General features: G+C 70.6%; 17 protein-coding genes. 3 read left to right on the plus strand and 14 right to left on the minus strand.

The window, feature by feature from the left end:
• On the plus strand, positions 1-1,419 hold a 1,419-nt coding region (locus EBH09_RS09145), incomplete at its 5' end, for an alkaline phosphatase D family protein (protein ID WP_121746530.1).
• On the opposite strand, the gene EBH09_RS09150 is transcribed toward EBH09_RS09145, so the two are convergent.
• Positions 1,404-2,060, minus strand: coding sequence for a dienelactone hydrolase family protein (locus EBH09_RS09150; protein ID WP_274595139.1), 657 nt, complete (start codon positions 2,058-2,060; stop codon positions 1,404-1,406). The two genes, EBH09_RS09145 and EBH09_RS09150, sit on opposite strands and share 16 nt — an antisense overlap.
• Positions 2,061-2,120: 60 nt before the next feature.
• Between EBH09_RS09150 and EBH09_RS09155 the strand changes: the two genes are divergently transcribed.
• Positions 2,121-3,245, plus strand: a complete 1,125-nt coding sequence (locus EBH09_RS09155; RefSeq protein ID WP_121746532.1) for a mechanosensitive ion channel domain-containing protein — start codon at positions 2,121-2,123, stop codon at positions 3,243-3,245.
• 24 nt (positions 3,246-3,269) lie between these two features.
• On the opposite strand, the gene EBH09_RS09160 is transcribed toward EBH09_RS09155, so the two are convergent.
• The 5 genes from EBH09_RS09160 to EBH09_RS09180 all read right to left on the minus strand — a co-directional run bounded on the left by EBH09_RS09160 (position 3,270) and on the right by EBH09_RS09180 (position 7,918).
• Complete coding sequence (locus EBH09_RS09160) at positions 3,270-4,856, minus strand: Na+/H+ antiporter (RefSeq protein WP_121746533.1); 1,587 nt, start codon at positions 4,854-4,856, stop codon at positions 3,270-3,272.
• A gap of 89 nt (positions 4,857-4,945) precedes the next feature.
• Positions 4,946-5,431: a GNAT family N-acetyltransferase gene (locus EBH09_RS09165; RefSeq protein ID WP_121746534.1), complete on the minus strand. Its 486-nt coding sequence runs from the start codon at positions 5,429-5,431 to the stop codon at positions 4,946-4,948.
• Entirely contained in the window at positions 5,428-6,372 is a 945-nt protein-coding gene (locus EBH09_RS09170; RefSeq protein ID WP_121746535.1) for an RluA family pseudouridine synthase, read from the minus strand. The genes EBH09_RS09165 and EBH09_RS09170 overlap by 4 nt, the downstream gene beginning before the upstream one ends.
• Before the next feature lie 95 nt (positions 6,373-6,467).
• On the minus strand, positions 6,468-7,061 hold the full coding sequence (lspA, locus tag EBH09_RS09175; RefSeq protein ID WP_121746536.1) for a signal peptidase II: 594 nt from the start codon (positions 7,059-7,061) through the stop codon (positions 6,468-6,470).
• 68 nt (positions 7,062-7,129) lie between these two features.
• On the minus strand, positions 7,130-7,918 hold the full coding sequence (locus tag EBH09_RS09180; protein WP_121746537.1) for a TraR/DksA family transcriptional regulator: 789 nt from the start codon (positions 7,916-7,918) through the stop codon (positions 7,130-7,132).
• Between the two features lie 594 nt (positions 7,919-8,512).
• On the opposite strand from EBH09_RS09180, the gene ileS reads away from it, so the two are divergent.
• The gene (gene ileS, locus EBH09_RS09185; RefSeq protein WP_121746538.1) at positions 8,513-11,659 is read left to right on the plus strand and encodes an isoleucine--tRNA ligase; all 3,147 of its coding nucleotides are present in this window, start codon (positions 8,513-8,515) and stop codon (positions 11,657-11,659) included.
• Between the two features lie 279 nt (positions 11,660-11,938).
• On the opposite strand, the gene divIVA is transcribed toward ileS, so the two are convergent.
• From divIVA to murG, 8 genes are all read right to left on the minus strand, one after another.
• Positions 11,939-13,138 carry an apical growth/hyphal branching protein DivIVA gene (gene divIVA / locus EBH09_RS09190; RefSeq protein WP_121746539.1) on the minus strand — a complete coding sequence of 400 codons (1,200 nt, stop codon included), beginning with the start codon at positions 13,136-13,138 and terminating at the stop codon, positions 11,939-11,941.
• A gap of 55 nt (positions 13,139-13,193) precedes the next feature.
• Positions 13,194-13,478 carry a YggT family protein gene (locus tag EBH09_RS09195; protein WP_007448661.1) on the minus strand — a complete coding sequence of 95 codons (285 nt, stop codon included), beginning with the start codon at positions 13,476-13,478 and terminating at the stop codon, positions 13,194-13,196.
• 80 nt (positions 13,479-13,558) lie between these two features.
• On the minus strand, positions 13,559-14,200 hold the full coding sequence (sepF, locus tag EBH09_RS09200) for a cell division protein SepF (protein WP_121746540.1): 642 nt from the start codon (positions 14,198-14,200) through the stop codon (positions 13,559-13,561).
• 129 nt (positions 14,201-14,329) lie between these two features.
• Entirely contained in the window at positions 14,330-15,049 is a 720-nt protein-coding gene (locus tag EBH09_RS09205) for a YggS family pyridoxal phosphate-dependent enzyme (RefSeq protein ID WP_121746541.1), read from the minus strand.
• 6 nt (positions 15,050-15,055) lie between these two features.
• Positions 15,056-15,784, minus strand: a complete 729-nt coding sequence (gene pgeF, locus EBH09_RS09210) for a peptidoglycan editing factor PgeF (protein ID WP_121746542.1) — start codon at positions 15,782-15,784, stop codon at positions 15,056-15,058.
• On the minus strand, positions 15,781-16,989 hold the full coding sequence (gene ftsZ / locus EBH09_RS09215) for a cell division protein FtsZ (protein ID WP_121746543.1): 1,209 nt from the start codon (positions 16,987-16,989) through the stop codon (positions 15,781-15,783). Before ftsZ ends, pgeF begins: the two co-directional genes overlap by 4 nt.
• A 286-nt stretch (positions 16,990-17,275) precedes the next feature.
• Positions 17,276-18,070, minus strand: coding sequence for a cell division protein FtsQ (ftsQ, locus tag EBH09_RS09225; RefSeq protein ID WP_121746545.1), 795 nt, complete (start codon positions 18,068-18,070; stop codon positions 17,276-17,278).
• A 25-nt stretch (positions 18,071-18,095) separates the two neighbouring features.
• Positions 18,096-19,190, minus strand: a complete 1,095-nt coding sequence (gene murG, locus EBH09_RS09230) for an undecaprenyldiphospho-muramoylpentapeptide beta-N-acetylglucosaminyltransferase (RefSeq protein ID WP_121746546.1) — start codon at positions 19,188-19,190, stop codon at positions 18,096-18,098.
• Between the last annotated feature and the right edge of the window lie 5 nt (positions 19,191-19,195).

Raw genomic sequence — 19,195 nt, forward strand, 5'->3', positions numbered from 1 at the left:
CTCGGCCCGGACACCGAGGTGAGCTGGGCCGTCGCCCTGGACAAGGCGTTCACGAACATCGTGGCCAAGGGGTCCACCACGGCGACGGCCGCCTCCGACCACACCGTGAAGGCGGACATCCGAGGGCTCGCGCCCGCCACGGACTACTGGTTCCGCTTCTCCGCCGGTCCCACCGACTCCCCCGCCGCCCGCACCCGCACCGCCCCCGCGGCCGACGCCGCCGTCACCGGCCTGCGCTTCGGCGTGGTCTCCTGCGCCAACTGGGAGGCCGGCCACTTCTCGTCGTACCGGCATCTCGCGGCCCGCGGCGACCTGGACGCCTGGCTGCATCTGGGCGACTACATCTACGAGTACGGCACCGGCGAGTACGGCACCCGCGACACCGTGGTGCGGCCGCACGCGCCCGCCCACGAGATCCTCACCCTCGCCGACTACCGCGTCCGGCACGGCCGGTACAAGACCGACCCCGACCTCCAGGCGCTGCACGCCGCGGCGCCGGTCGTGGCGATCTGGGACGACCACGAGATCGCCAACGACACCTGGTCGGGCGGCGCCGAGAACCACACCGAGGGCGCCGAGGGCACCTGGGCGGCGCGCCAGGCCGCCGCCAAGCGGGCCTACTTCGAGTGGATGCCGGTGCGTCCCGCGATCACCGGCACCACCTACCGCAGGCTGCGCTTCGGCAAGCTGGCCGACCTGTCGCTGCTGGACCTGCGTTCCTTCCGCTCGCAGCAGGTGGCGCTCGGCAACGGCGAGGTGGACGACCCGGAGCGCACCCTCACCGGCCGCGCCCAGCTCGACTGGCTCAAGGCGGGGCTGACCTCCTCCGACACCACCTGGCGGCTGATCGGCAACCCGGTGATGATCTCGCCGTTCGCCGTCGGCTCGATCCCCGCCGAGCTGCTGAAGCCGCTCGCCGAGTTGCTCGGCCTGCCCAAGGAGGGCCTCGCCCTCAACACCGACCAGTGGGACGGGTACACCGACGACCGCCGCGAACTGCTGGCGCACCTGCGCGCGAACTCCATCCGCAACACGGTGTTCCTGACCGGCGACATCCACATGGCGTGGGCCAACGACGTGCCGCACAACGCCGCCACGTACCCGCTGTCCGCCTCCGCCGCCACGGAGTTCGTCGTCACCTCGGTGACCTCCGACAACCTCGACGACATCGTGAAGGTCCCCGAGGGCACGGTGTCGGCGATCGCGGCGCCGGTCATCCGGGCCGCGAACCGGCACGTCCACTGGGTCGACACCGACCGGCACGGCTACGGCGTGCTGGACATCACCGCGGACCGGACGCAGATGGACTACTACGTCGTCTCCGACCGCACCGACCCGGACGCCACATCGAAGTGGGCCCGTTCGTACCGCACGCGCAGCGGCACACAGCGGGTCGAGCGCGTCTACGCGCCGGTCTGATCCCCGTCGCCGGGAGCGTCCGCCTCCTGGAGCGAGTCGAGGAAGCCGAGCGCCACCCGCCAGGTGGCCTCGGCGGCCTCCTCGTCGTGGTCCGGCAGGTCGGGGTCGGTGTAGAGATGACCGGCCCCCGCGTACCTGTACACCTCGACATCGGCGCCGATCCGGCCCATCTGGAGATACCAGGCGCTGAGCCAGTCGTCCGTCTCGAAGGCGTCCGGCTCGGCGACGTGCAGCTGGACCGGCAGGTCGTCCACCGAGGCGTTGGCCGCGATGTCCGAGGTGCCGTGCAGGAGGAGCAGCCCGCGGGAACGGTGGTCGCCGAGGGCGAGGGTCTGGGCGATGGAGGCACCGAGCGAGAACCCGGCGTACACCAGCCCCCGCTCGGAATAGGGGGCGGCGGCGAGCACGGCCCGCTTCAGCAGCTCCTCCTTGCCGATCTCCTCCTGGTGGGCCATGCCCTCCTCGACCGTGTCGAACGTCCGGCCCTCGAAGAGGTCCGGGGTCCACACCTGGTGCCCGGCTTCGCGCAGCCGGTCGGCGGCCTGCCGCACCGCGGGCCTCGGGCCAAGGGTCGAGTGAAAGAGCACGATGTTCATGAGGCCATGGTGCCAGCCGGGTGTGACAACGCGGTGCGCGGCGATACCCGGGACGGGACGGAAGTCACAGGTTCGCAGCGCAGCGGGTGCGGTTACGTTCGAGGGATGGAGACCATACTCCGCCCCCTGATCGTGGTCGGCGGTTCCGTCCTGCTGACCCTGGTCATCGGCTGGGCCACCGACCTGCTGCTGCGCAAGGCCGACGGACGGCACCCCGAGACGCCGCTGTGGGGGCTGCTGCGCCGTGCCCGAATCCCCTACCAGCTCCTCCTGTGCTCGGCGCTGCTGAGAGGTTCGTACGTCGAGGCCCGGGTGTTCCCCGACCACCGGGAGGGGGTCGGCCGGACGCTGACGCTGGTACTGATCGGCTCGGCGGCCTGGATGGTGATCCGGATCGCCGCGGCGATCGTCGAGACCTCGTACTCCCGCTACGCCCACGCCCACGCCGAGCGGAACCCGGCCCGGGTACGGCGGGTGCGTACGCAGGTGTCGCTGATCATGCGGGTGGTCTCGGCGGTCGTCGGCGTGGTCGCCGTGTCGTCGATGCTGCTGACGTTCCCCGCGATGCAGGCGGCGGGCGCCTCGCTGCTGGCCTCGGCCGGCATCCTCGGCATCGTCGCCGGTGTGGCAGCCCAGTCCACGCTCAGCAACATGTTCGCCGGTTTCCAGATCGCCTTCGGCGACATGGTGCGCATGGGCGACACGGTCGTGGTGGACGGGGAGTGGGGCACCGTCGAGGAGATCACGCTCACCTTCCTGACCGTGCGCACCTGGGACGAGCGCCGGATCACCATGCCGGTGTCGTACTTCACGTCCAAGCCGTTCGAGAACTGGTCGCGCGGCACCCCGCAGATGACCGGCACCGTCTTCTGGCACCTCGACCACTCGGCCCCGCTGGAGGCGATGCGCGAGCGGCTGCGCGACATCCTGCGCGAGTGCCCGGCCTGGGACGGCCGCGACTACAACCTGACCGTCACCGACACCACCCCCAACACCATGCAGGTGCGGGCCCTGGTGACGGCGAAGGACGCGGACGACATCTGGACGGTCCGGGTCACGGTCCGCGAGGGAATGGTCCGCTGGCTCGCCGACGAGCACCCGTACGCCCTGCCGCGGGTGAACACGACGGACGCGGCGCTGCGCCCGTCCCGCGACGGCTTCCAGCGCCCCCGCCGCTCCCCCGACGGAACCCCCCGCCGCTTCCCGGAACAGCCGTCGAAGAGCCTGTGACCCGCAGGACGTGCGCGGCCCGCCTCAGCGCAGGCTGCGCACGTCCAGCTGGCGCAGCACCCGGTCCACGATCTCCGGGGTGGCTCCCGGTTCGCTGCGCGCGGCCAGCACCTCGTGGCGCGCGGCGCTCATCATCTCGCCCTGGATGCGGCGGATCCGCTTCTGCCGCCGGGCCCGCTGCTCCTGCGCCTCGCGCCGCTCCTCGTCGCCGACGTCGGGACTGATCCGCATCCCGATGTCGAAGGCCCGCCGCAGCATCTGCTCGGACAGCTCCTCCGGGAGTTCCTCGACCGACTCGATCTCCCTGAGCCGCTGCTTCGCCGCCTTCGCCGCCCGTACGGCCAGCTCCTTCTCGTACTCCTTCTCCCGCTCGGTGTCCGCCCGCACCCCGAGCCGGCCCACCAGCCACGGCAGCGTCAGGCCCTGCAGCAGCAGCGTGACCATGATCACGCCGAACGCGACGAAGATGATCTCCTCGCGGTGCGGGAAGGCGGATCCGTCGTCCGTCTTCAGGGGGATCGCGAGCGCCAGCGCGACCGAGGCGACGCCCCGCATCCCTGCCCACCACATGACGACGGTCTCCCGCAGGGACATGGGGATGTCCTCGTCGTGGTCGCGTCCGGCGTGCAGCCGTTTGGTCAGCCAGGTGGCAGGCAGCAGCCACACCAGCCGCACCAGGATCACCACGCCGGCGACCGCCGCGGCCCAGCCGAGCAGTTCGGTCCAGCGTCCGGAGGCCGTGCGGATCGCGTTGTGCAGTTCCAGGCCGACCAGCCCGAAGGCGACGCCGGTGACGAGCGTGTCGACGACGTCCCACACGGTGTGCCCGGCGAGCCGGGTCATCACGTCGTCGGCGTCGAAGGCGTACTCGGCGAGGAACATCGCGGTGGTGAGCACCGCGAGCACCCCGGAGCCGTGCAGTTCCTCGGCCAGGACGTAGGACCCGTAGGGCACCAGCAGCGTCAGGCCGATCTGCAGGGTGGCGTCCCCGAGCAGGCTCAGCAGCTTGTTGGTGGCCCAGCCCAGCGCGAGGCCGACCGCGACGGCGACGACGGCGGACAGCACCAGGTCGAGTCCGGCCCGCCACGGCGAGAAGGTCCCACCGACGGCCGCGGCGATGGCCACGTGGTACAGGACGATGGCCGTGACGTCGTTGAACAGCCCCTCGCCCTCCAGGATGGAGACCAGGCGGCGCGGCAGCCCCAGTTGCCCGGCGACGGCGGTCGCCGCGACCGGGTCGGGCGGTGCCACCAGCGCGCCCAGCGCGAAGGCGGCGGCGATCGGCAGCCCCGGCACGACCGCGCTCGCCACGGCGGCCACGCAGGTCATGGTGACGAAGACCAGCGCGACCGCCAGCAGGCAGATCGGGCGCTTGTTGGCCGCGAACTGCCGCCAGGACGTGCGCCGCACGGCCGCGTACAGCAGCGGAGGCAGCAGTGCGGGGAGGATCAGCTCGGGCGGGATGTCGACGTTGGGCACGAATTCGAGCAGCGCCAGGACGATGCCGAGGACCGTCATCAGCACCGGTGCCGGCAGCCCGAGCCGGGCACCGATCGGAACGCTCAGCAGGGCCCCGAGCAGCAGCATGAACAACAGGGCCAACTGATCCACGGTCAGCGCTCCGGTGGGGTCTCGGCGTTCACACGGCGGACCTCAAGCCTGCCACGTCACCGGCCCCACCAGCCGTTCGGCGCCTTTGCCTACAGGGCGCGCCGCATCGCGCGGTGGGGGATCCCGGCGTCGGGGAACTCGGGTCCGTACGCCTCGTACCCCAGCCGCTCGTAGAAACCCAGGGCGTGGGTCTGCGCGTGCAGGTCCACCGCGGTGAGCCCGCGCGCGCGTGCGGCGTCCTCGACGGCCCGCACCAGCGCGGCCCCGACGCCCACTCCGCGGGCCTGCGCGGTCACCGCGAGCCGGCCGAGCGAGCCGACGGCCGGGTCGCCGTCGCCGTTCTTCGCCGCGGCGGCCTCGCCGTGCAGCAGCCGGCCGGTGCCCAGCGGCACTCCGTCCGCCCGGACCGCCAGGACGTGCACGGCCTCGGCGTCGTAGGCGTCGTACTCGATGTCCTCGGGGACCTTCTGCTCGACCACGAAGACGTCCTTGCGCACCGCGAAGCACGCCTCCCGGTCGCCGGGGTCCTCGGCCACCCGCACCACGTACGACAGCGCCCGGTCCGGGGCACTCATCCGTAGGTCTCCTCGCGGACCAGGTCCAGGGCCTGCTGGAGGTCGTCGGGGTACTCGCTGGCGTACTCGACCCACTGCCCGTCGCCGGGGTGCTCGAAGCCGAGCCGTACGGCGTGCAGCCACTGACGGGTCAGGCGCAGCCGCTTGGCGAGCGTGGGATCGGCGCCGTAGGTCAGGTCGCCGACGCAGGGGTGGCGGTGGGCGGCCATGTGGACGCGGATCTGGTGGGTGCGGCCGGTCTCCAGCTTCACGTCGAGCAGGGAGGCGGCGCGGAATGCCTCGATGAGGTCGTAGTGCGTGACGGAGGGCTTGCCCTCGGCGGTGACGGCCCACTTGTAGTCGTGCTGGGGGTGGCGGCCGATGGGGGCGTCGATGGTGCCGCTGGTCGGGTCGGGGTGGCCCTGCACGAGGGTGTGGTAGCGCTTGTCGACCGTGCGCTCCTTGAACTGGCGCTTGAGCGAGGTGTACGCCCGCTCCGACTTCGCCACCGCCATCAGGCCGGACGTGCCCACGTCGAGACGGTGCACGATGCCCTGCCGCTCGGCGGCGCCGGACGTGGAGATGCGGTACCCGGCGGCGGCCAGTCCGCCGATGACCGTCGGCCCGCTCCAGCCGGGCGAGGGGTGGGCGGCGACGCCGACCGGCTTGACGATCACGACCACGTCGTCGTCGTCGTGCACGATCTCCATGCCCTCGACGGGCTCGGCGACCACCTGCACAGGCGCGGGCGCCTGCGGCATCTCGACCTCGAGCCAGGCGCCGCCGTGGACTCGCTCGGACTTGCCGACCACCGATCCGTCGACCTGCACCTTGCCCGCCGCGGCGAGCTCCGCGGCCTTGGTACGGGAGAAGCCGAACATGCGGGAGATGGCGGCGTCTACGCGCTCGCCCTCCAGGCCGTCCGGCACGGGCAGGGTACGGATCTCGGGAATCGTGCTCACCCGTCGAGTATGCCGGACGGGCCGGACACTCCCGACCGCGCGCCCAGTCCCTGTGGACGGTCCGGCCATTGTGGACGGTCGCCCATCGTGGACGGTCAGTCCTTGTGGACGGTCCCGTCCGGGTCGAGGCCCCGGAAGGAGAGGATGACGATCAGGATGCCGCCGCAGACGATCGCCGAGTCGGCGAGGTTGAAGACGGCGAAGTGCTTGGGCGCGATGAAGTCCACGACCGCGCCCTCGAAGACACCGGGCGCACGGAAGATCCGGTCGGTGAGGTTGCCGAGCGCGCCGCCGAGCAGCATGCCGAGCGCGATCGCCCACGGCAGGCTGTACAGCTTGCGCGCGAGGCGGGCGATCACGACGATGACGGCCGCCGCGATCACCGTGAAGATCACGGTGAAGGCCTCGCCGAAGCCGAAGGCCGCGCCCGCGTTGCGGATCGCCACGAACCGCAGCCAGTCCCCGACGATCTCGATGGGCTCCTGGTGCTCCAGCTTGGCGACCACGATCATCTTGCTGATCAGGTCGAGGGCGTACGCGAACGCGGCCACCGCGAACAGCACGGCGATACGCCGCTTGCCCCGGGGGCGCTCCGGGGGCTGCTCCTGCTCGGCGTCGGGCCGCTCCTGCCCGTCCCCCGCCGCTTCCGGGGTGTCCGGCGTACCGATGATGCGCTCCGCCTCTGCCACGTGAGTCCCTCGACCTAGGTACCTGACTGAGGACGAGGGTACGGCACGCCTTCCGTCCCGGCGGCTGATCAGTACCGTCGCTCCTGCTTCTGCTTGCACTCGACGCACAGGGTGGCCCTCGGGAAGGCCTGCATGCGCGCCTTGCCGATGGGGTTGCCGCAGTTCTCGCACAGGCCGTAGGTGCCCGCGTCCAGGCGTTCCAGGGCGCGCTCGGTCTGGGTGAGCACCTCGCGCGCGGTGGCGGCCAGCGCCAGTTCGTGCTCGCGCGTGATGTTCTTGCTGCCGGTGTCCGCCTCGTCGTCGCCGGCACCGTCCCCGGAGTCCCGCATCATGCCCTGCAGCGACCGCTCCGAGGAGTCGATCTCGGTGCGCAGCCGGTCGGCCTCGGACTGCAGCTCCCCGCGCGCCTCCTCGACCTCTTGCGGGGTCCAGGGTTCCTCGCCGGGGCGTACCGCGAGGTCGCCGGGGTCCGCGGCGCCGCGGGCCTTGGGAACGGCGGTCTTGGCCGCCGTGGCCGTGCCAGGAGTCTTCTTCGCAACCACCGTCGTGGCTCCCGTCTGCTCCGCGGCCTCGGCCGCGCCCACTTTCTTGGCCGTGCTCTTCTTCGCCGTGCTCTTCTTGGCCGTGGTCTTCTTGGCCGTGGTCTTCTTGGCCGTCGTCTTCTTCGCCGCGGCCGTACTCTTCTTGGCCGCGGTCTTCTTGGCCGCGGTCTTCTTCGCGGTGGTGCTCTTCTCTTCGCTGCTCTTGTCTTCGCCGCTCTTGCCTTCGGTGCTCTTCTTCGCGGCCGTCGTCTTCTTGGCAGCGGACTCCTTCTCAGTCGCCTCCGACTGCTCTCCGGCGGTCTTCTTCGCCACCATGGCCGCGGCCCCTTCACATATTGTGATCTTGCGCGCGAATCGTGCTGGGACGATAAATCGACTTGGGCCCCGCGGCAACGGGGCACGCCGCCCGATTCGCCCGCCCACCGTGCGCCGCGCGGCGAGCATGCATGCGTTGTGCCCAGCTCCCCGCCCGGTAATCCGCCGGGCCGGACCCCTGCCGGGCGCACCGGGAGCCGAATGCCCGGCCGCGGCATTCGGGTCACACCGGACCGCGAGGAGGCCGTACGGCACCCCCGCTCCACCCGGTGCCAAAACCGGTCGGCCGCTGTCCGCTCGGCGCCGTACACTGGGCGCAGCGAAAAGCGTGGATGGGGACGAGTAGCGGCGTAAGCGGCCCAGAGCGACCCGGGGACGGTGTGAGCCCGGGGGCGAGCGCGACGTGAAGATCACCCCGGAGCCGCCGGAAGAAAGCCGTGACGGAAAGGTCACGGCGAGTAGAACCGGCTCGCGACCCCAATGAGGGGGCTCATCGGCGCACACGACGCACCGGGGAGCCAAGGAGGGTGGTACCGCGGGAGCACGGCTCTCGTCCCTCCGACGGAAGGCAGCACGTCCGCCGGAGGAAGCTCGTTGAATACGCAGCCGCAGTACCGCCAGGTGCCCGCCCAGGTCGACCTGCCCGCGCTCGAACACGCGGTGCTCGACTTCTGGCGCGAGCAGAAGATCTTCGCCAAGAGCCTGGAGCAGTCCGAGGGCCGCCCCGAGTGGGTGTTCTACGAGGGCCCGCCCACCGCGAACGGCATGCCGGGCGCCCACCACATCGAGGCCCGCGTCTTCAAGGACGTCTTCCCCCGCTTCCGCACCATGCGCGGATACCACGTGGGCCGCAAGGCCGGCTGGGACTGCCACGGCCTGCCGGTCGAGCTGGCGGTGGAGAAGGAGCTGGGCTTCTCCGGCAAGCAGGACATCGAGGCGTACGGCATCGCCGAGTTCAACGCCAAGTGCCGCGAATCGGTGACCCGCCACACCGACGCCTTCGAGGAGCTCACGACCCGCATGGGTTACTGGGCCGACCTCCAGAACCCGTACCGCACGATGGACCCCGAGTACATCGAGTCCGTCTGGTGGTCGCTGAAGGAGATCTTCGACAAGGGCCTGCTGGTCCAGGACCACCGCGTCGCCCCCTGGTGTCCCCGCTGCGGCACCGGCCTGTCCGACCACGAACTGGCGCAGGGCTACGAGACGGTCGTCGACCCGTCCGTCTTCGTGCGCTTCCCGCTGACCTCCGGCCCGCTGGCCGGCGAGGCCGCGCTCCTGATCTGGACGACCACGCCCTGGACCCTGGTGTCCAACACCGCCGTCGCCGCGCACCCCGAGGTCACCTACGTCGTCGCCACGAACGGCGAGGAGAAGCTCGTCGTCGCCGAGCCGCTGGTCGGCAAGGCCCTCGGCGAGGGCTGGGAGACCACCGGCCGGACCTTCAGCGGTGCCGAGATGGAGCGCTGGACGTACCAGCGCCCCTTCGAGCTGGTCGACTTCCCCGAGCCCGCCCACTACGTGGTGAACGCCGACTACGTCACCACCGAGGACGGCACCGGTCTGGTCCACCAGTCCCCCGCCTTCGGTGAGGACGACCTCAAGGTCTGCCGCGCCTACGGCCTGCCCGTGGTCAACCCGGTCCGTCCGGACGGCACCTTCGAGGAGGGCCTCCCCCTGGTCGGCGGCGTCTTCTTCAAGAAGGCCGACGAGCAGCTGACGGAGGACCTGGACACCCGGGGCCTGCTCTTCAAGCACATCCCGTACGAGCACAGCTACCCGCACTGCTGGCGCTGCCACACCGCGCTGCTGTACTACGCGCAGCCGTCCTGGTACATCCGCACCACGGCCGTCAAGGACCGTCTCCTCCAGGAGAACGAGAAGACCAACTGGTTCCCGGACTCGGTCAAGCACGGCCGGTACGGCGACTGGCTGAACAACAACATCGACTGGGCGCTCTCCCGCAACCGCTACTGGGGCACCCCGCTGCCGATCTGGCGCTGCGAGGACGACCACCTCACGGTGGCAGGCTCCCGCGCCGAACTGACCGAGCTGACCGGCACCGACCAGTCCGCCCTGGACCCGCACCGCCCGTACATCGACGAGGTCACCTTCGCCTGCCCGCAGGACGGGTGCGGCAAGACCGCCACACGCGTTCCGGAGGTCATCGACGCCTGGTACGACTCGGGTTCGATGCCGTTCGCGCAGTGGGGTTACCCGCACAAGAACAAGGAGTTGTTCGAGAGCCGGTACCCGGCGCAGTTCATCTGCGAGGCCATCGACCAGACCCGCGGCTGGTTCTACACGCTGATGGCGGTCGGCACCCTGGTCTTCGACAAGTCGAGTTACGAGAACGTCGTCTGCCTCGGCCACATCCTCGCCGAGGACGGCCGCAAGATGTCCAAGCACCTGGGCAACACCCTGGACCCGGTCCCGCTCATGGACCGGCACGGCGCGGACGCGGTCCGCTGGTTCATGGCGGCCGGCGGCTCCCCGTGGGCGGCCCGGCGGGTCGGCCACGGCACCATCCAGGAGGTCGTCCGCAAGACGCTCCTCACGTACTGGAACACGGTCGCCTTCCAGGCCCTGTACGCCCGCACCACGGGGTGGTCCCCGAGCGAGGCCGACCCGGCGCCCGCCGACCGCCCGGTCCTGGACCGCTGGCTGCTCTCCGAGCTGCACGCGCTCACCGACCAGGTCACGCAGGCGCTGGACGCCTACGACACCCAGCGCGCCGGCAAGCTGCTGTCCGCGTTCGTCGACGACCTGTCCAACTGGTACGTACGCCGCTCCCGCCGCCGCTTCTGGCAGGGCGACAAGGCGGCACTGCGCACGCTGCACGAGGTCGTCGATACGGTCACCAAGCTCATGGCCCCGCTGACCCCGTTCATCACCGAGCGGGTCTGGCAGGACCTGGTCGTGCCGGTCACCCCGGGCGCTCCCGAGTCGGTGCACCTGTCCTCGTGGCCGGAGGCGGACCTGTCGGCGATCGACCCGGAGCTGTCGAAGCAGATGGTTCTGGTCCGCCGCCTGGTCGAACTGGGCCGTGCCACACGCGCGGAGTCGGGCGTCAAGACCCGCCAGCCGCTCAGCCGCGCGCTGATCGCCGTGTCGGGCTTCGACACGCTCTCCCCCGAGCTGCACTCGCAGATCACGGAGGAGCTGAACGTCGAGTCCCTCGCCTCGCTGAGCGAGGTCGGCGGCAGCCTGGTCGACACGACGGCGAAGGCCAACTTCCGTGCCCTGGGCAAGCGGTTCGGCAAGCGCGTCCAGGACGTGGCGAAGGCCGTCGCGAACACGGACGCCGCGGCGCTCTCCCTCGCCCTGCGCGAGGGCACGGCGTCGGTGGAGGTCGACGGCGAGACGATCGCCCTTGCCCCCGACGAGGTGATCATCACGGAGACGCCGCGCGAGGGCTGGTCGGTCGCCTCCGACTCGGGCGCGACGGTGGCGCTGGACCTGGAGATCACGGAGGAGCTGCGCCGGGCCGGTCTCGCCCGGGACGCGATCCGCCTGATCCAGGAGGCCCGCAAGAACAGCGGCCTCGACGTCGCCGACCGGATCGCGCTGCGGTGGACGGCGACGGACGACGCGACCGTCGACGCGCTGAGCGGGCACAGCGCCCTGATCGCGGAGGAGGTCCTCGCCGCGGACTTCGCCCAGGGCGAGGCCGACGACACGTACGGGGAGCCGTTCACGGACGAGGGCCTGTCCCTGACGTTCCGCCTGCGCAAGCAGTAGTCAGCAACCGCGAAGCACCTGGGCCCGGCCTCCCTCCCGCGAGGGGTGCCGGGCCCAGTGCCGTCCATCGGTTCGGGCCGGGGGCGGGTTCGCCGGCCGGCGCCGGCCGGGTGCCGCTGCGCCCACCCGCGCCGCCCTGGGGGCACTTCCCAGGCCGTTCAGGCCCCTGGGGGAGGCAGACTGCCCGCAGCCGCGGGCGCACAGCAAAGGGCGGGCCCCGGGTCAGAAACCCGGGGCCCGCCCTGAACGCTGCCGACGGCTACGCCGTACTACCGTTCGTCAGTTGTCGTCCTCGTCGATCAGGAACCCACGCATCGGCGAGGGCGCCTGCCCCATCGGCGACGGCCCCTGCGGCCGCACCGGAGCCATCGGCTGGGTCATCGCCGGCGACATCTGCTGCTGCCCACCGTAGGACGGGCCGTTCTGGCTCGGTCCGCTGCCCATCGACTGGTTGCCGCCGTACGACGGCGCACTCGCGCCGGCCGGAGCCATCGAGGGCGCCGGGGACGGCGGCAGGGAGGCCGTGGCGGGCGTACGCGGCGGGGCGAGCGAGTCGTCAGCCTGGGTCTCCAGCTGACGCAGCTGCGACTCCAGGTACGACTTCAGTCGCGTCCGGTACTCGCGCTCGAAGCCGCGCAGGTCCTCGACCTTGCGCTCCAGCGTGGCGCGGGCGGACTCCAGGGAGCCCATCGCGACGCGGTGCTTCTCCTGCGCGTCCCGCTCCAGGGCGTCGGCCTTGGCACGGGCGTCCCGCTCCAGACCCTCGGCACGCGAACGCGCCTCGCCGACGATCTTGTTGGCCTCGGAACGAGCCTCGGCGATCGCCTGGTCGGCGGTCTGCTGGGCCAGCGAGAGGACACGGGCGGCACTGTCGCCGCCGGGGCCGCCCTGACCGGGCATGCCGGGGCCACCGGGACCCTGGGGGCCGCCCATGGGGCCACCCATCGGACCGGGACCCATCTGGCCCTGCATCGGACCGTGGCCACCCTGGCCCATCGGCCCGGGACCCTGGCCCATCGGGCCGGGACCCTGCGGGCCACCCTGACCGCCGGGACCGGCGGGCAGCTGCGGAGCACCGCTGGGCAGCTGAGGCGGGCCACCCATGGGGCCGCCCATCTGCTGCTGCGGCGGGCCCGATATGCCGGCGGGCACCGGAGCGCCGGGACCTCGCATGCCTTGCTGCGGCATGCCCTGCTGCTGCGGGTGCTGCTGATGCTGTGGCGGCTGCTGCTGCTGATGCTGCTGCTGCTGCTGATCCTGCGGCGGTTCCGGAGGCTTGCGCATGTTCTGCTGATTCTGCGCAGCCGCGCGCGTCGCCGCGGCCAGTTTGGCGCGCAGGTCCTCGTTCTCGCGGAGCAGTCGGGTCAGTTCGGCTTCGACCTCGTCGAGGAAGGCATCGACCTCGTCCTCGTCATAGCCTTCTCGGAGGCGGACGGTCGTGAACTGCTTGTTCCGCACGTCCTCGGGGGTCAACGGCATCTCTTCACCTCAACGTTGTCGTCGGCATTCGGCAAGCCCGTATCTCTCACATCGATCACAGCCGGCTCACGATCGAGATCAGGATGTAGACGATGATCATCAGCACGAAGAAGGACAGGTCGAGCGCCACGCCCCCGAGACGCAGCGGCGGGATGAACCGCCGCAGAAGCTTCAACGGTGGATCGGTGACAGTGTAGGTGGCCTCCAGAACGACCACCATCGCCTTGCCGGGTTGCCACGAGCGGGCGAACTGGAAGACGTAGTCCATGACCAACCGGAAGATGAGCACGATGAGGAAGCACATCAGCGCGATGTAGACGACATCCAAGACCACGCTCATGACCTGTGCTTCCCTCTCCCCTGACCATCTCTCGGACCCGTTGTCGGATCCGCGTTCTTGCTCTGTACCGGTGGTGCGTCTCAGCTCTGGTTGAAGAACCCGCCCTCTGCGATGCGGGCCTTGTCCTCCGCCGTGACATCGACGTTAGCAGGAGACAGCAGGAACACCTTCTGCGTCACCCGCTCGATACTGCCGTGAAGACCAAACACCAAACCGGCCGCAAAGTCGACAAGTCGCTTCGCGTCTGTGTCGTCCATCTCAGTGAGATTCATGATCACCGGCGTGCCCTCACGGAAGTGTTCCCCGATGGTACGGGCCTCGTTGTAGGTCCGGGGGTGAAGCGTGGTGATCCGGTAGGGCTCTCGTTCGGACACGACCTTGGGCATGATGACCGGTGCGCTCTTTTCCAGGCTTGCGCGTTCTTGTGTGATGGATGCCACGGGCGCGATACGCGCCGGGCGACCCGATTCCGCCGCGAGCGAAGCGGACCGGGGCACCGGCTCGCGCGGCGCGGGCGGTTGTACGACTCGTGCCTCTTCGTCCCTTAGAGGCTGATGTGAACCATGCGACTGGTGCGCCGGTTCGTGCCGCCGGTGATCCCGCTCGGGCTCCGGGTCCAGTTCCGGTTCGAAGTCGTCATCGGGGTCGAACCCCCGGCCGTCGTACCCATCGTCCTCCACGAGGCCGAGGTAGACCGCCATCTTGCGCATCGCGCCGGCCATGCTCTGAGTCCTCCGCTCTGTGGTGGATCGGCTGACGACTGCCAATTGCCCGCGATCCACGAGGTCGTTGCGTCCGCCTTTCGGCGGTAATGACCATATTTTCTGCTGTGGTCCGACTTCTTGGCGACGTTACCCGAGCCTGGGGCGGACTCCGAGTACCGCAGTACCGACGCGCACATGTGTCGCTCCGGCGGCCACGGCCTGTTCGAGGTCCGCGCTCATCCCCGCGGAGACCATGTTCGCAGCCGGATGGGTTCGGCGCACGTAGGTCGACAAATCCATGAGGTGCTCGAACGCCGCCTCTTGGCGTCCCGCGTACTCGCCGGTGAGCGGGGCCACGGTCATCAGCCCGTCGAGCCGCAGCCCCTCGGACCGGGCGACCAGGTCGGCCAACTCTTCGATTCCCGCGGGCGAGACGCCACCGCGGTCACCGCGCGCGTTCTCCCCCGCGTCGAGCGCGACCTGGAGGAGGCAACCCACCTCGCGCCCGGCCCGCACGGCCTCCTTCGACAGGGCCGTGACGAGCCTGGCCCGGTCGACCGACTGCACGACATCCGCGTAACCGACCACGGACCGCACCTTGTTGGTCTGCAACTGACCGACGAAATGCCACGAAAGCGGCAGATCCGAGCATGCGGCGGCCTTCGGTGCCGCGTCCTGGTCACGGTTCTCGGCGACGTGACGCACACCGAGTTCGGAGAGAATCCGCACATCGTCCGCCGGGTACGTCTTGGTGACCACGATGAGGGTCACCTCGTCGCGGCGGCGGCCGGCGGCCTCGCACGCCGCGGCGATGCGCTCTTCCACTTTCGCCAGGTTGTCGGCGAGTTCCTGCTTACGGTCCGTCATGCCCCATCAGTCCAGCCAGACGTAGCCCGCGAGCCGCCCGGTGGTGCGGTCGCGTCGGTACGAGAAGTGATCCTCCGACTCCCGGGTGCACACCGGCGACTGCGCCCGGTCGCGCACCCCGAGGCGTTCGAGTTGCGCGTGCACTCCGGCGCCCACGTCGACCGCCGGTGTGCCCCAGCTCGTCACCGCGTACGCCGCCGGCTCGACGGCGGCCACCTCGGCGCGCATCTCCTCGGGCATCTCATAGCATCGGCCGCACACGGCGGGTCCGGTGCGGGCGATGATCCGGGCGGGGTCCGCGCCGAGCTCGGCCATGGCGCGTACGGCGGCGGGGACGACCCCGGCGACCAGGCCGGGCCGGCCGGCGTGGGCCGCGGCGGCGACACCGGCGACGGGGTCGGCGAGCAGGACGGGCACGCAGTCCGCGGTGAGGACGGCGAGGGCGAGGCCGCGTTCGGCGGTGACGACCGCGTCGACCCGCGGGACCGGACGGTCCCCCCAGGGCCCGTCGACCACGGCGACGTCGGCCCCGTGCACCTGGTTCATCCAGACCACCCGGACCGGGTCCACGCCCAGCGACTTGGCCGCCAGCTCCCGGTTGGCCGTCACGGCGCCGGGGTCGTCGCCGACCGCGCCGCCGAGGTTGAGCTCCTCGTACGGAACGGCGCTCACTCCGCCCCACCTGTCGGTGAAGCCGAAGTGCGCGCCGTTCACGGTGTCGCGCTGTCCTATCACTTCAGGAAGTCCGGCACGTCCAGTTCCTCGGCCGCGCTGTCCGAGTAGGTCCTCGACGGCGGGACCGGCGGCGGGGAGACCGGCGGCAGGTCGCTCACCGGCTCCGGCGCGGGCGTCGGCTCCGGCTCCTCCTTCGGCTTGACGCTGCCGAGCGAGCCGAAGGACGGACGGCTCTCGGTCTGCCGTGCCGGGGTGGGCTCCTCGCGCTTGCCCGAGGTGGAGGAGCCGAGGACGTTGTCCCGCTGCTTGGACGGCGGCTGGCCCCCGTCGAAGCCGGCCGCGATCACGGTGACCCGGACCTCGTCGCCCAGGGCGTCGTCGATGACCGCGCCGAAGATGATGTTGGCCTCGGGGTGGGCGGCCTCGCTGACCAGCTGGGCGGCCTCGTTGATCTCGAACAGGCCGAGGTCGGAGCCGCCGGAGATGGAGAGCAGCACGCCCCGGGCGCCGTCGATGGACGCCTCCAGCAGCGGCGAGGAGATCGCCATCTCGGCGGCGGCCACCGCGCGGTCGTCGCCGCGGGCCGACCCGATGCCCATGAGGGCCGAACCGGCCTCGGACATGACCGACTTCACGTCGGCGAAGTCGAGGTTGATCAGGCCGGGCGTGGTGATGAGGTCGGTGATGCCCTGGACGCCGGAGAGCAGGACCTGGTCGGCGGACTTGAACGCGTCGAGCACGCTGACCTGGCGGTCCGAGATGGACAGCAGCCGGTCGTTGGGGATGACGATGAGGGTGTCGACCTCTTCGCGGAGTTCGGCGATGCCGTCCTCGGCCTGGTTGGCCCGGCGCCGTCCCTCGAAGGTGAACGGGCGGGTGACCACGCCGATGGTGAGGGCGCCGAGCGAGCGGGCGATGTTGGCCACGACGGGCGCGCCGCCGGTGCCGGTGCCGCCGCCTTCTCCGGCTGTCACGAAGACCATGTCGGCCCCCTTGAGGACCTCCTCGATCTCCTCGCGGTGGTCCTCGGCGGCCTTGCGGCCGACGGCCGGGTTGGCTCCGGCGCCGAGTCCGCGGGTGAGTTCGCGGCCGACGTCGAGCTTGACGTCGGCGTCGCTCATCAACAGAGCTTGCGCGTCGGTGTTGATGGCGATGAACTCGACGCCCTTGAGACCGACCTCGATCATCCGGTTGATGGCATTGACACCACCGCCGCCGACACCGATGACTTTGATGACTGCGAGGTAGTTCTGCGGTGCTGCCACGTCGAAGGCCTCTCGCCTCGAGTTACGTGTCGTCGAATCACCGGAGCACTGTGCCCCGCGACCCGGCGACTGATGCCGAATGGGACGGTCCGTAGCGCCGACCCGAACCCTAACGGTGAAGTTTAGGGTTACCAGTGTGTCTGTTCCTTGAAGTCTTCTGAACAGGACACTAAGTCGACAAGTGGCGCACGTTCAACGAACACGCCGAACCTCCCGTTTTTCTTTTCACCCTATGTGATCAGCCGTAGCGCTGCCCAACCAGGGTGCTGGCCTGCACATATACCCGTCAACTCCTCGATGACGCGGGAGCGGTGGGGACACTCACGTCGAAGTGCCGCGCATCGGGCGCGGCTTTCATCAGCCCGGTGAGCGCTCGCGCTTTCCGAACCCCCTGCTCACCGCTCCCCCACGCCACGGTCCGGTCGCCGCTCAACTCCAGCGAGATGTCGTCGTAGGAACGGACCTTGACGGTCCGTGTGTCCCGGGCGACCGCGGCCGGAAGGCGGTCGGCCACCCGCACCGCCTCCCGCACCAGGCGGTCCTCGTCGAAGCGGCGCAGGCTCGCCGCGGCGGAACCGGACCGGGCGGGCCGCAATTCGAGCTCGGGAACGCCTTTCGGGGCCCGGGAAACCGTGGCGAAACGGACGCCTTCATCGTCCACTTCGACGAACTTTCTACCCTTTTGCACAATCAGAACCGGAGTACGCTCCGTCACTTTCAGTCCGATTCCGTGCGGCCAGGAACGTTCCACACCGACCTCGTCGATACGGGGCAGCTTCCGGCGCAGCCGCGCCTCGACCGCCTCGGTGTCCACGGAGATCAGCGGGTCCCCGACGGGCACGTCGGCCGCCTCGCGAACCTGAGCCGGCGTCAGTACGCGAGTACCGGAGACCGACACGCGTTCCACCCGCGTCAAGTTCGAACCGTGGAGGAGCCAGACGGTTCCGCCCGTCACGAGCACGAGAGCGACGATCAGGATGATGATCGTACGAAGACGGGGCGGGCCGAACCGGCGCGCACGGGGCGGGCCGGACGACTCCTGCTGGCGTTCACCGCGCTCGGCGGTGCTCGGTCCGGCCACGCTCCCTGCCTTCCGTCATCCCTGACTAGTGGTGCGCACGGGCGGCGATCGCCTCGTACACCATGCCGACGAGGAGGTCGTCGGCGTCCCGGCGGCCGAACTCGGCGGCGGCGCGGGACATCTCGTACAGCCGGTGCGGGTCGGCGAGCACGGGAAGGACGTTGTGCTGCAGCCACTCGGGCGTCAGTTCCGCGTCGTCGACCAGCAGTCCGCCGCCGGCCTTGACCACCGGCTGCGCGTTGAGCCGCTGTTCGCCGTTGCCGATGGGCAGCGGGACGTAGGCGGCCGGGAGCCCGACGGCGGAGAGTTCGGCGACGGTCATCGCGCCCGCACGGCAGAGCATCATGTCGGCCGCGGCGTACGCGAGGTCCATCCGGTCCAGGTAACTTACCGGGATGTACGGGGGCATTCCCGGCATCTGGTGGACCTGCGGCAGTTCGTTCTTGGGCCCGACCGCGTGCAGGATCTGGATGCCTGCCTGCTGGAGCCAGGGCGCGACCTGCTGGACCACCTCGTTGAGGCGGCGGGCGCCCTGCGAGCCACCGGTGACCAGCAGCGTGGGCAGGTTGGGGTCGAGTCCGAACATCGCGCGGGCCTCGGGACGAGCGGCGGCCCGGTCCAGCGTCGCGATGGAGCGGCGCAGCGGGATGCCGATGTAGCGGGAGTTGCGCAGCTTGCTGTCGGGGGTGGAGACGGCGACCTGCGCGGCGTACCGCGAACCGATCTTGTTGGCCAGGCCGGGGCGGGCGTTGGCCTCGTGGACGATGATCGGCACGCCGAGCCGCTTGGCCGCCAGGTAGGCGGGCAGGGCGACGTAGCCGCCGAAGCCGGCCACGGCGTCCGCCTTGGTGCGCTCCAGGATCTGCTCGGCGGCCTTGATGGTGCCGCGCAGCCGGCCCGGAACGGTGATCAGCTCGGGGGTGGGCTTGCGTGGCAGCGGTACGGCCGGGATCAGCGCCAGTTCGTACCCGCGCTCGGGTACGAGGCGGGTCTCGAGGCCGCGTTCCGTGCCCAGGGCCGTGATCCCCACGGTCGGATCCTGCCTGCGCAGGGCGTCCGCGAGGGCGAGCGCGGGCTCGATGTGGCCCGCGGTTCCTCCGCCGGCGAGTACGACATGCACCGAAA

The organism is Streptomyces sp. E2N166 (assembly GCF_003671715.1).
Taxonomy (GTDB): domain Bacteria; phylum Actinomycetota; class Actinomycetes; order Streptomycetales; family Streptomycetaceae; genus Streptomyces; species Streptomyces thinghirensis.